Annotated in this window: 10 protein-coding genes; 7 read left to right on the forward strand and 3 right to left on the reverse strand. The window is 58.2% G+C overall.

The genetic code is table 11. The features are described from left to right. Positions 1-499: 499 nt before the first annotated feature. Together H598_RS0117265 and H598_RS0117270 are read right to left on the reverse strand one after the other, a co-directional pair. Entirely contained in the window at positions 500-2,566 is a 2,067-nt protein-coding gene (locus H598_RS0117265) for an FUSC family protein (RefSeq protein WP_028114116.1), read from the reverse strand. Position 2,567: 1 nt separating this feature from the next. After that, positions 2,568-3,734 carry an FAD-dependent monooxygenase gene (locus tag H598_RS0117270; protein WP_028114117.1) on the reverse strand — a complete coding sequence of 389 codons (1,167 nt, stop codon included), beginning with the start codon at positions 3,732-3,734 and terminating at the stop codon, positions 2,568-2,570. 191 nt (positions 3,735-3,925) lie between these two features. On the opposite strand from H598_RS0117270, the gene H598_RS0117275 reads away from it, so the two are divergent. The 6 genes from H598_RS0117275 to lnt all read left to right on the forward strand — a co-directional run bounded on the left by H598_RS0117275 (position 3,926) and on the right by lnt (position 9,720). After that, a complete protein-coding gene (locus tag H598_RS0117275) occupies positions 3,926-4,228 on the forward strand; it encodes a hypothetical protein (RefSeq protein ID WP_028114118.1) in 303 nt (100 codons plus the stop codon). 95 nt (positions 4,229-4,323) lie between these two features. After that, on the forward strand, positions 4,324-5,754 hold the full coding sequence (gene miaB, locus H598_RS0117280; RefSeq protein WP_028114119.1) for a tRNA (N6-isopentenyl adenosine(37)-C2)-methylthiotransferase MiaB: 1,431 nt from the start codon (positions 4,324-4,326) through the stop codon (positions 5,752-5,754). Between the two features lie 12 nt (positions 5,755-5,766). Further along, positions 5,767-6,822: a PhoH family protein gene (locus H598_RS0117285; protein WP_028114120.1), complete on the forward strand. Its 1,056-nt coding sequence runs from the start codon at positions 5,767-5,769 to the stop codon at positions 6,820-6,822. After that, positions 6,800-7,258: an rRNA maturation RNase YbeY gene (ybeY, locus tag H598_RS0117290; protein ID WP_211227318.1), complete on the forward strand. Its 459-nt coding sequence runs from the start codon at positions 6,800-6,802 to the stop codon at positions 7,256-7,258. The genes H598_RS0117285 and ybeY overlap by 23 nt, the downstream gene beginning before the upstream one ends. A 33-nt stretch (positions 7,259-7,291) precedes the next feature. Next, positions 7,292-8,176 (forward strand): CNNM family magnesium/cobalt transport protein CorC, encoded by an 885-nt coding sequence (gene corC, locus H598_RS0117295; RefSeq protein WP_028114122.1) that lies wholly within the window; start codon positions 7,292-7,294, stop codon positions 8,174-8,176. After that, positions 8,176-9,720 (forward strand): apolipoprotein N-acyltransferase, encoded by a 1,545-nt coding sequence (lnt, locus tag H598_RS24815; RefSeq protein ID WP_051252825.1) that lies wholly within the window; start codon positions 8,176-8,178, stop codon positions 9,718-9,720. Before corC ends, lnt begins: the two co-directional genes overlap by 1 nt. On the opposite strand, the gene H598_RS0117305 is transcribed toward lnt, so the two are convergent. Next, complete coding sequence (locus tag H598_RS0117305) at positions 9,674-10,177, reverse strand: zinc ribbon-containing protein (protein ID WP_028114123.1); 504 nt, start codon at positions 10,175-10,177, stop codon at positions 9,674-9,676. The genes lnt and H598_RS0117305 overlap by 47 nt on opposite strands. Before the next feature lie 329 nt (positions 10,178-10,506). Here H598_RS0117305 and leuS point away from each other — a divergent pair, with 329 nt between their 5' ends. Further along, positions 10,507-13,086, forward strand: coding sequence for a leucine--tRNA ligase (gene leuS, locus H598_RS0117310; protein WP_028114124.1), 2,580 nt, complete (start codon positions 10,507-10,509; stop codon positions 13,084-13,086). The last annotated feature ends 3 nt before the right edge of the window (positions 13,087-13,089 follow it).

Consider the following 13,089-nt stretch of genomic DNA (forward strand, 5'->3'; position numbering starts at 1 on the left):
GCTTTTTAGCAGGTCTTTTTGATCCCGGCGTCTACTCCCAGGTCCAAACCGGGTAGCCCAGCCATATAAAGAAAAAGCCTGCTTTCGAGCAGGCTTTTTTGATTCACGGCGTCTACCTCAGGTTCTAGCCCAAGGGCGTGTTGACCTTTGGTGGTGTCAGATTGGCCGAGGATGACGGCTACCAATCAAGGAGATCGGTTGCAGGCATAGTGGTTCTACGTCCAAATCGAAGGACGCCGAGTGGTAGCCGTCAGTCCGGCCCCGAAGGGCGCCAGCGCCCCTCCCCTATCCAATATCATCCCGATGAAGTAAGCGTTGGCGCCAAGGCCAACACGACCTACTGCCCAGCCATCTTTCAAACCATCCGCCTTGTGCTGGTTTTTGTTTCACGACACGTTCTGCCTGGATTCATACTTGAGAGCTGGCTGGCCTTTAATGCTGATAGCCGTATCAACGAGGCCGGAATAAGAAAGGGCCAGCATCGCTGGCCCTGGCTGTGTCACCGCCGCGACGGTTTATCCGGAGCCGGCGCACCGGCAATGGCATACAACTGCTGGTAACGCTCACCGATGAGATTCAGTTGATACAAAATGAACGAGCCTCGATCGGCCTCACTGTCCTGAGTCAGCCGGTACATCGCCTGCCGGTTCGCTTCCAGCTCCAAAGACCAGTCTCCGCCCTTACCGGAAAACGCGCCTAATACCGCCTCAGAGGCATCCAGGAGTGTTTGTCTGACCAAGGCAGAGTGTTCGGCAGGCAGATGCCGGCCTCGACGCGCAGCAGGCGCCAGTGCATTCAGGTGCGATTGAGTCTGCTTGTAGATTCGAATCAACTCGGCACTGTCACGGTGACGACTGTAATTGGGCTCCTGCTGCATCTGCTCAAAGCTGCTGGTCAGAGCCACCCCCAGTTCATAGGTAAAGCGCCGAGCCCGGGCCAGGGACACCGGGGTCACGTCTCGGCCACTGAAGGCATCCAGCACCAGTTTCAAATACCCATTGAGTTGCCCCACGGCTTGCTGCCGCAGTTGGGCCTGACGACCACCCTGCCACTGCGGCCACAGATAGCGATACCCCAGCAACACCAGCGAGCAGCCCATCACGGTTTCCAATAACCTCAGAGGCATCACCGCCATCCCCTGGGCACCGATGTACTCAAACACCATGATCAGGATGACGGTCCCCAGCGTGCAGGAGTAGCCGTGATGCACCGGAATCAACGACAGGGTCGGCGGCACCAGCAGTAACCCCAGCAGCAACGCCGCATTACCGGAGATGCCGGCCACAATCAGCAGCGCCGCCACCGCCAGCCCCACCAGTGTGCCCCAAATCCGTTGCCAGGCCCGGCGACGGGTATCCACAATGCCACCTCGCACGACCAGCAGCACGCTGAGCAGGGCCCAATAGCCCTTATCCCATTGCCACCACTGCACGATAGCCATGGTTACGGCCAACAAGATTCCCTGGCGCACCGCGCCGCGAAACACCGGCGACCGCCAACGAAAATGAAGCCGCCACTGGCGCCAATAATCCGGCCGATCATCCGGAGCAAACATTTTCCGTTGGTACAGCGGCGCTACCCGCTGCGCCAGTCGACTGATGCGCTGAACATTGGAAATGAAGTAGGGCGCAAGCTGGCTGAACTGGTGCTGCTGCAGCGGCTTCAAGGCTGCCACCAACGCCGCTTCGGCCGCCTCCAGGCGCTCGTCGGCCTGCAGCGGCTGCAGCGTCATCAGGCCATCGGCGATGTGTCGCAGACGCTTGCTGGTTACCGCCACCCACAACCGGTAGCTGGGCAGCACATCTTCGACGTTAAACAGCTGCCGGCTAAGCTCTGGGTTGGGAATCGCCTGCAGCCGTTCCTGCAGATCGACTGCCGCCATAAACGCCTGATGCAGCTCGGGATTGAGTCGATTTCTGGATTTGGACACCCCCACATAACGGCGCACCAGTGCCAACTGCTCCGCCAACGGCAGATCAAACCGCTCCCCCAGCATGGGGTCTTCAATCCACTTCACCCGACTGGCCAGAATCACCGCCAGCCGCCGGTAACTCAGGGCCAGCGCCTGGCGCAGTGGATAATCGCCCTGCAGCCGGAACCACAGGTCGGAGAACAGCACCACCCACACGCAGTTAATCATTACCGCCAGGGCAAACAGCCACGGCGGCTCAATACCCACCGGCACCTGGGCCATGGCCGCCAGCACCAGCGCCGCCAACCCCAATCTTCCGGACAATTCATCCCAGGCCGCCAGGGAGCCAAACAGCACGCCCCCCACAAACAGCGCTGGAATCAGGCCCACGGGCCAATACAAGCCGATGCAGCCAAACACCAGCGCCGAGCCCCCAAGCAACGGAATCGACCAGCTCAGCCGATGCACCCAGTGAGCACTGGGTTGGTCGATGCCGGAGATAAACACCGCCGGAATCGCCAGCAATGACAATAAACCAAGTTGAAACCAATCCAGACACCAGGCCATCGCCAACCAGGCGGCCATAGCCAGGCTGACCCGCAACGCCAGGTTGACGTGGCCATTGAACCACCAACGACGAATGGCACTGCTCACGCTAGAGACCCATCGCGTATTTCATAACCTGATTTTTGATGGGGCCCGAATTCTGAGCCAAGGTCAGCCCCAGGTTGCGCAATACCTTGAGTGGCATGTGGTCATTGCTGAACATCAGATAGAAGGCGTCCATGGCAGACTGCATCGCCAGGTTATCCGGACGTCGGAACCGCTGATACCGGCCCAGTACCTTGCTGCTGTGCAGTGACTCGCCCCGTTGCAGGGCATCCGCCAGCACTTCCGCTAGCATGGCCACATCCTTAAAGCCCAGGTTGACGCCCTGCCCCGCCAGGGGGTTAATGGTGTGAGCCGCATCCCCAAGCAGCACCACCCGATCTTTGTAATACTGTTTGGCGTGTTGGCGGGTCAGAGGGAAACTGGCAAAACGCTCAATCTCAAACTCTCCCAACCGCTCGGGAAAGGCTGCGACTATCGCCCGCTTCAGCTCCGGCAATGGCAACCGCTTCAACGACGCAATACGCTGTGGTGAGTCATACCAGACCAGGGAGGCATGCTGGCCGGACAAGGGCAACAATGCCCTGGGGCCGCTAGGAGTAAACTCCTGCCAAGTGCCGCTTTGCTGTGGCGCCTCGGTACGAATATTGATGGCCAGACAGTGCTGCCGATATTGCCAGCCGCTGACCCCAATGCCTGCCTGCTGACGCACCTGAGACTGAGCGCCATCGCACCCCAGCAGCAGTCGTCCCTGATAAAACTGACCATCGAGCTCGGCGTACGCGCCCTGCTGATCCTGCCAGTAGCGTTGGGGCCGGGCGCCGGTCATCAGTTCGATGCGCGGATGGCGCCGCAGCGTCTGCCACAGCGACAGCTGTAAGATTCGGTTCTCAACGATGTGCCCCAGGTGTGACAACTGCAGTTCCGCAGCGTCAAACACGATATTGGCCCCTTGCCATTCCCAGGTCTCGAGGGTGCGGTAAGGCGCGCTGCGCATCGACTCCACCCCCTGCCAGCCATCGAGCTCTCTCAGCAAGCGTTCGGACGCTTGGCTGATGGCACTGACCCGCAGATCCAGGGGCTGGGCTTCATCAAACTCCTCAGGGGCCTGGGCTTCAAACACCAATACCGTCAATCCCAGGTTCGCCAGCGCCAGGGCACTGGCCGCACCGACCATGCCCCCACCGGCGATCAGAATATCCACTTGCCGCATCTTTCTTCCCCGAATCAGAAACTGAATTAGGCCAATAATATCATGACCAAATCTTACCGGCTGTAACCGAATATGTGTTTGAGCCGCTTTTCACACACTCCCTTACACAGCCCCGGTGGCGAACGCTCAAAGCCACCTAGACTTAGCTCATCCACTGGTTAAGTCATCACCAAAAACAAAAGAGGTGTATCATGAACGTTGCCGCTGCCCTGTTGATTACCCTGCTGGCCCCGACCGCCGCCTTCGCTGCCACCGAGTCCGTCACTCGAGTGGACTACGCCCTCAATGTCTACGCCCCCAAGCTGCCCATGGTGACTCATACTCAGTTGGAGATTGCCGCCGACTTGCGTCAGGACATTTTGCGTCAGTCCAATGAAGCTCTGGAGCAACACGTTGAGCAGCAACAACGCCAGTTTGCTCAATCTGATGAAACGGTTATCTCACGGGCCAGCAGCCAGAGTGACCGCCAGAAAAGCCGTAATACCGCGTTATGATGGGAGTTTGCCTGTACATCAACTAGCCACAGCCGCGTTTCGGGTTTAGAATAGCCCGCTATTTTTTCTTTAGGCAACACGAGCGGCACTCTTTGATGAGCAAAAAACTGCACATTAAAACCTGGGGCTGTCAGATGAACGAGTACGACTCCGACAAGATGGCGGGTCTGCTGGAATCCTTTGGCAACTACTCCCTGACCGAAGACGCAGCCGAGGCCGATGTCCTCCTGCTGAACACCTGTTCCATCCGCGAAAAGGCACAGGAGAAGGTGTTTCACCAACTCGGGCGCTGGAGACCTCTGAAAGAGGCAAACCCTGAGCTGGTAATCGGCGTCGGTGGTTGTGTTGCTTCCCAGGAAGGCGACGCCATTCGCGAGCGCGCCCCCTTTGTCGACATCGTCTTTGGCCCGCAGACTCTGCATCGCCTGCCGGAGATGATCGGTCGCATTCAACAGGGTGAACACGGCGTGGTGGACATCTCCTTCCCCGAGATTGAGAAGTTCGACCGCCTGCCGGAACCCCGGGCCGAAGGCGCCACCGCCTTTGTGTCCATCATGGAAGGCTGCAACAAGTACTGCAGCTTCTGTGTGGTGCCCTACACTCGAGGCGAAGAGGTCAGCCGGCCTCTGGACGACATCCTGTACGAAATTGCCCAGCTGGCTGAGCAAGGCGTACGGGAGATCAACCTGCTGGGTCAGAACGTCAACGCCTATCGCGGCGAACAACACGACGGCGAGATCTGCAGTTTTGCCGACCTGTTGCGCTACGTGGCGTCCATCGACGGCATCGACCGCCTGCGCTACACCACCAGCCACCCGGTTGAGTTTACCCAGGACATCATCGATGCCTACGCCGACGTGCCGGAGCTGGTCGACTTTCTACACCTGCCGGTGCAAAGTGGCTCCGACCGCATCCTGACCCACATGAAGCGCAACCACACGGCGCTGGAGTTCAAATCGATCATCCGCCGCCTGCGTAAGGTGCGCCCGGAGATTCATGTCAGCTCCGATTTCATTGTCGGCTTCCCCAACGAATCCGATGACGACTTCCAGCAGACCATGAACCTGATCCAGGAGATCAACTTCGACCAGAGCTTCTCCTTCATCTACAGCCCGCGCCCGGGAACCCCGGCGGCGGATCTGCCCGATGACGTCAGTGACGACACCAAGAAGCAACGTCTGTACATTCTGCAGGAGCGCATCAATCAGCAGGCAATGCAATACAGCCGTCGCATGCTGGGGTCGGTACAACGCATCCTGGTGGAAGGCACCTCCAAGAAGAACGTGATGGAGCTTCGGGGAAAAACCGAAAACAGCCGGACCGTGAACTTCGAAGGCGCCCCGGAGATGATTGGCAGCTTTGTGGATGTCGAGATCACCGAAGTCATGCCAAACTCATTACGTGGTATAGTGGTCAGAACAGAAGATCAGATGGATCTGCGCCGTGCGCTGCGTCCCGCTGAGATTCTTGCCAAGCGCCCCGCCGGCGAACCGGATGAGTTGGGCGTTGCCACTTTCCAGCCGTAATCGGAGACCGGCTTGAGCAACAAATTAGTCACCCATGATGTATACCTGGAGCCAGCCGACAGCGGTCGACTGGCTGCCCTCTGTGGCCCCTTTGACGACAACCTGAAGCAGATTGAACGCCGCCTTGGTGTTGAAATCAGCTATCGGAACAATCAGTTCCAGGTTGTTGGCCAACTGCAGTTTGTACTTGGCACCATCGGCCTGCTTAAAGATCTGTACGTGGAAACGGCCCCGGTTAAAGGGACAATGCCGGATCTTGAACCGGATCAGGTCCATCTGGCCATTCAGGAGTTCGTCTCCCTGGAAGCCGAGCAGGACGACAGCGCCATGGGTAAGGAGGTCTTCTTCAAGACCAAGCGGGGCATCCTTAAGCCCCGTAACCCAAACCAGGCCCAGTACATTCGCAACATCATCACCAATGACATCACCTTCGGTGTGGGTCCCGCCGGTACCGGTAAAACCTACCTGGCGGTGGCGGCGGCGGTGGACGCCCTGGAGCGCCAGGAGGTTCGGCGCATCCTGCTGACCCGTCCGGCGGTCGAAGCCGGCGAAAAGCTGGGCTTTTTGCCTGGCGATCTGGCCCAGAAGGTGGACCCCTACCTGCGACCACTGTACGACGCCTTGTTTGAAATGCTGGGCTTCGAACGGGTCGAACGCCTGATCGAGCGCAATGTCATCGAAGTGGCACCGCTGGCCTACATGCGCGGTCGTACCCTCAACGATGCGTTCGTGATCCTCGATGAAAGCCAGAACACCACCACCGAACAGATGAAGATGTTTCTGACCCGCATCGGCTTTAACAGCCGGGCGGTGATCACCGGCGACATCACTCAGGTGGATCTGCCGCGCAACGTCAAATCCGGCCTGCGCCATGCCATCGAAGTGCTGCGGGACGTCGAGTCCATCAACTTCAACTTCTTCCAGAGTGGCGACGTGGTTCGCCACCCGGTGGTGGCTCGCATCGTTGACGCCTACGAAAAACACGATCAGATTCAGCAGCGACAAAAGATCGAACAGGAAAAAGCCCGTAAACGTGAGGAGGCCAATGCCGATGGAACTGATTCTTGATCTGCAGCCTGCGGTAGATGGCTTTGAACTGCCGACAGAAGCACAGTTTCAACGGTGGGCCGAGGCGGCTCTGCAACAGCGGGAAATTGCCGAACTGAGCATTCGCCTGGTCAGCAGCGACGAAAGCCAGGAATTGAATCGCGATTATCGCGGTAAAGACAAGCCCACCAATGTGCTGTCTTTCCCGTTTGAAGCACCACCGATGATCCCAACCGACCTGATCGGCGACTTGGTTATTTGTGCTGAAGTTGTTGAAAAAGAAGCAAAAGAGCAACAAAAGACCAGCTCCGACCATTGGGCGCACATGGTTGTACACGGATGCCTGCATCTGATAGGTTATGATCATATTGAGGACGAAGAAGCGGAACAAATGGAGGCACTGGAGCGTCAAATACTGGCGGGTCTGGGTATTGCCGATCCATACCGTGAACTGTAGTCCCCTCAATTTTTATACACAAACTAGGACACTATGAGCGAAGATAACCCTCCGTCGAGTCAAGGCTCTCCTAAAAAGAGCTGGCTGGATCGCATTTCACAGCTGTTTGGTGGTGAGCCACAAAACCGCAAAGACTTGGTTGATGTGATTCAGGACGCTGAAGAACGCGACCTCATCGACGAAGACACCAAAGACATGATTAAAGGCGTGTTGGAGGTGTCCGATTTACGGGTCAGGGACGTCATGATCCCTCGCTCGCAGATCATTGCCATCGAGAAAAACCAACCCGTCGACGGCTTCCTGTCCACCATCATCGAATCCGGTCACTCCCGGTTCCCGGTAGTCGACAAGGACAAAGACCACATCGAAGGGATCTTGCTGGCCAAGGATCTGCTGACCTTCGGCTTCACCGACCAGAATGAGCCTGTACAACTGGAACAAGTGATTCGCGCTGCGGTGGTGGTGCCTGAAAGCAAGCGGGTCGATGTCCTGCTGAAAGAGTTCCGCCAAAAGCGCTATCACATGGCCATCGTCGTCGACGAGTACGGCGGCGTCTCCGGGCTGGTCACCATCGAAGACATCCTCGAAGAGATCGTCGGCGACATCGGCGATGAGTTTGATATCGACGAAGCCAATCCGCTCAATATTCGAAAAGTGGGTAAGCAGGTGTGGTCGGTGGCCGCACTGACGCCGGTGGAAGAGTTCAATGACCACTTTGGCTGCGAGTTTTCCGATGACGAATTCGATACCATCGGCGGCATCGTTAGCCACGCGTTCAACCACCTGCCGGTTCGCGGTGAAAAAGTCATTCTCGATGGCTTTGAATTCAAAGTGGTGAATGCCGACACCCGACGGCTGCTGCAGTTGCAGGTTCGAACCGTCGACAACCAGGTAGTTCAGGGCGAATCCGCGGCCTGATGGAGACCCGTTTGTCTGTTCCGATTCAAATGATGCTGGCGCTGCTGTGTGGCGCCCTCACCCCTTTTGCCTTTGCTCCCTATGAATACAGCCTGGTATTACTGCCGGCGTTAATGGGGTTACTGTGGCTAACGGAACAGCGCTCTCCCCGCCAGGCTACCCTGCTCGGCTGGTGCTTCGGTTTCGGTCAGTTTGCCCACGGCATCGCCTGGGTCCACGTCAGCATCGACAGTTTTGGCGGCCTGCCACTGCCGGTGTCATTGTTGCTGATGGCCCTGCTGGCGGCCTATCTGGCCCTCTATCCCGCCCTGACTCTGGGTCTGCTCAACCGTTGGTGGCCGAACGCCGACGGCGGCCGGGTTCTGGCATTTCCGGCGCTGTGGCTGGTGGGGGAATGGCTGCGCGGCAAAGTACTGACCGGCTTCCCCTGGCTGTGGCTGGGGTACAGCCAGGTCGACGGCCCGCTGGCACCGCTGGCCAGCTCCTTCGGCGCCCTGGGCTTGGGACTGGTAATCGCCTTAGTGGCCGCCAGCCTACTGGCGTTGCTGCGCCGTCAGTGGTGGGCGCTACTGCCGCCAATCCTGACGGCTGTGGCGCTAGCCACTCTACCCGGCCTGAACACCACCAGTCGTTCCGGCGATGAGATCAGCGTCGCCCTGGTGCAGGGAAACATCCCTCAGAGCCTGAAATGGGAACCGGACCAATTGTGGCCGACACTGCTGAAATATCAAGATCTCAGCCGTCCCTACATGGATGCCGACCTGGTGGTCTGGCCCGAGGCGGCGGTGCCGGCGCCGGAAGTGATGGTGGACGATTTTCTCAACAGCTTTGATCACGCCGCCGCCTTTCGGCAGACCCACGTCATCACCGGCATCATCAGTGCCAATACGGCTACCCGTCAGTTCTACAACTCGCTGTTGGTGTTGGGGGACGATCTGAGTCCGCATCGCTATCAGCCCACCGACAGCAACCGTTACCACAAGAGCCACCTGCTGCCCATCGGCGAATTTGTGCCCATGGAAGACCTGCTTCGCCCCATCGCACCACTGTTCAATCTGCCCATGTCTTCGTTTAACCGCGGTGATGCGGTGCAAACCAACCTCAATGCCGGCGGCGTCAATCTGGCTCCGGCCATCTGCTATGAAATCGCCTTCCCCGAGCTACTGCGGGCCAACATCACCGACAACACCGACCTGCTGTTAACCGTGTCAAACGACGCCTGGTTCGGGCACTCGGTCGGGCCTCTGCAGCACATGGAGATCGCCCGCATGCGCTCCATGGAGCTGGGCAAGCCATTGCTCAGAGTCACCAACAATGGCGTCACCGCCATCGTCGATGAAACCGGCAAGATGCAGGCTCAGTTGCCTCAGTTTGAAGAGGGTGTATTGCAGGGGACGGTCGCCCTGACGACGGGCACGACGCTGTTCAGCCGCTTTGGCCAGCAGTTGGCTTACCTGCTGGCACTGACTCTGCTGCTGATGGCCGCCGCCTGGCGACTCAGGGCGCGAGCATCTTACGGGAGAACAGCTGATGATCGCACTTAGGACAGGCCGGTAGCAGGTCCGGGTGGTTAAAGGTCATCTCATGGCCACACTTGTCGCACACCAGGATTCCCAACCCCACCACTTCACCACTCTCGTAGGTGCCGTGGTGCTTGAGGTCCTGGCCCAGTTCATGCCACTCCAACTGGCTCTTGTCGGTAATCTCCACCAACCATTGCCACAAGCTGTTTTCCAGCCCCAGGGTAAACAGACTGTCCGGTTGTTCCACCTCATCGGCGGCATGAAGGGCAAACTCGCCCAGATCGCGACGTAAAAACTGCTCCACCATCGCCAGTTCCGGCTCCGACAATCTCTGCTTCAACTGCAGGTAGGCACTGCTGTCCGCCAGCACCTGGCTGAGTTGCCCCAGAGTCAGATCCGGATCTTGCTGATACCGACGCTCCATCTCCTTAAGTAGAGACTCATACCGCTCAATCAATTGCCCTTGTTCTTGACGCATAGCCACCTCCGCAGCAGTCCACATCCGATAGAGAAATTCAGGTTCGGGTCTTACAGCTCGTACACAGACCTTTGATATCTTTGGTATATCACATTTTTCCAATTACGGATAACCCCGGCCGCAACCCGGGCGACCATGGCCAGCGTATCGCCCTTCGAGCCGGTGCATCAGCTCGGCTTACTCCGTGCGGTTGTGCATGGACAGCCACCAGTTAGAATTCGGCCACTGCGACGATTGGTATTAGGCCGCTCCTGCGTTATTCTATGCAGATCTTTATGAGCCATACTTGGCTCGAAATCAAAAAATCATTCGTGGATCCTGTCGTGTCGATGCAAGAGCAATACAACCCAAGCGATATCGAACCCAATGTGCAACGTCACTGGGCCGAAAACCAAACCTTCACCGCCGTCGAACAACCGGGCAAAGAAAAATTCTATTGCCTGTCGATGTTCCCCTACCCCAGTGGTCGCCTGCACATGGGCCACGTGCGCAACTACACCATCGGTGACGTGATCTCCCGCTACCAGCGGATGCAGGGCAAAAACGTCATGCAGCCTTTCGGGTGGGATGCCTTTGGCCTGCCAGCTGAAAATGCCGCGGTAAAGAACAAGGCGGCCCCGGCTCCTTGGACCTACGAAAACATCGACTACATGAAGCAGCAGCTGAACATTCTCGGCTTTGGCTTCGACTGGAGCCGTGAACTGGCCACCTGTAAGCCGGATTACTACCGCTGGGAGCAGTGGTTCTTCACCGAGCTATACAAAAAAGGCCTGGTGTACAAGAAGACCAGCTCGGTCAACTGGTGTGACAACGACCAGACCGTACTGGCCAACGAGCAGGTGATCGACGGTTGCTGCTGGCGTTGTGATACGCCGGTAATTCAGAAAGAGATTCCACAGTGGTTTATTAAGACCACCGATTACGCCGACCAACTGCTGTCCGACCTGGAAGGCCTCGACGGCTGGCCTGAGATGGTGAAAACCATGCAGCGCAACTGGATTGGCCGCTCCGAAGGCGTCGAGATGACGTTCGATGTCGATGGCATGGACCAGCAGTTCACCATCTACACCACCCGTCCGGACACCGTCATGGGCGTCACCTACGTCGGTATTGCCGCCGGCCACCCTCTGGCAGCGATCGCGGCCGCCAACAACCCGGAACTGGCCGCCTTCATCGACGAGTGCAAGAACACCAAGGTTGCCGAAGCCGAGCTGGCCACCATGGAGAAGAAAGGCATGGCCACCGGCCTGTACGCCATTCATCCCCTCAACGGCAACAAGGTGCCGGTGTATGTCGCCAACTTCGTGCTGATGGACTACGGCACCGGTGCCGTCATGGCCGTACCCGCCCATGACCAGCGTGACTATGAGTTCGCCACCAAATACGGCCTGGAGATCAAAGGGGTAATTAAGCCCGCCGATGCCGACCTGGACATCAGCGAGCAGGCCTACACCGACAAAGGCATTCTGTTCAACTCCGGTGAGTTTGACGGCCTGGAGTTCGACGCCGCCCTGAACGCCATCGCCGCCAAGCTGGAAAGCCTGGGTCGCGGCGAAAAGACCGTCAACTTCCGTCTGCGCGACTGGGGCGTTTCCCGTCAGCGTTACTGGGGTGCGCCTATCCCGATGGCCACACTGGAGAACGGCGAGTCCGTGCCGGTAGACGCCGCGGACCTGCCGGTGATTCTGCCGGAAGACGTGGTCATGGACGGCGTGACCAGCCCGATAAAAGCGGACAAAGCCTGGCAGCAAACCACCGTTGGTGGTCAGGCCGCCACCCGCGAAACCGATACCTTTGACACCTTTATGGAGTCCTCCTGGTACTACGCCCGTTACACCAGCGTCGGCACCGACGACGCCATGCTGGATCCGGCCAAAGCCAACTACTGGCTGCCGGTAGATCAGTACATTGGTGGCATCGAACATGCGACCATGCACCTGCTGTACTTCCGCTTCTTCCACAAGTTGCTGCGTGACGCCGGCCTGGTCGACAGCGATGAGCCAGCCAAGCGCTTGCTGTGTCAGGGAATGGTACTGGCTGATGCCTTCTACTACACCGGCAGCAACGGCCAGCGGGTCTGGGTATCTCCCGCCGATGCCATCCTGGAAAAGGATGATAAAGGCCGGGTCATCAAAGCCACCGATAAAGAGGGCCGCGAACTGGTCCACTCCGGCATGACCAAGATGTCCAAGTCCAAAAACAACGGCATCGACCCACAGGAGATGGTGGACAAGTACGGTGCCGACACCGTGCGCCTGTTCATGATGTTTGCCGCCCCACCGGAAATGACTCTGGAATGGCAGGAGTCCGGCGTTGAAGGCGCCAACCGCTTCCTGAAGCGACTGTGGAAACTGGCCTTCGAGCACACCAGCCAGGGCGCAGCACCGCAACTGGATACCGCAGCACTGACCCCGGATCAGAAAGCACTACGCCGTGACGTTCACAAGACCATCGCCAAGGTCGGCGATGACATTGGTCGCCGCCAAACCTTCAACACCGCCATTGCCGCGGTGATGGAGTTGATGAACAAGCTGTATAAGGCACCGAAACAGGACGACCAGGATCGCGCCCTGATGCAAGAAGCCCTGCTGGCCGTGGTGAAAATGCTGTCGCCCATCACCCCGCATATCGGCTTCCACCTGTGGAACGCCCTGGGCCAGGATGGGGACATCGATACCCAGCCTTGGCCACAAGCCGACGCCAGTGCCATGGTCGAAGAGGAGAAGCTGATCGTGGTGCAGGTGAACGGTAAGGTCCGCGCCCGCATTACGGTTGCCGCCGACGCCGAGCAGGAACAGGTTCAGCAACTGGCCCTGGGCGACGACAATGTCAGCAAGTTCACCGACGGCAAGACCCTTCGTAAAGTGATTTACGTACCGGGTAAGCTGCTCAATATCGTAGCAAACTAAGGA

It is taken from the genome of Ferrimonas kyonanensis DSM 18153, from assembly GCF_000425405.1.
Classification (GTDB): domain Bacteria; phylum Pseudomonadota; class Gammaproteobacteria; order Enterobacterales; family Shewanellaceae; genus Ferrimonas; species Ferrimonas kyonanensis.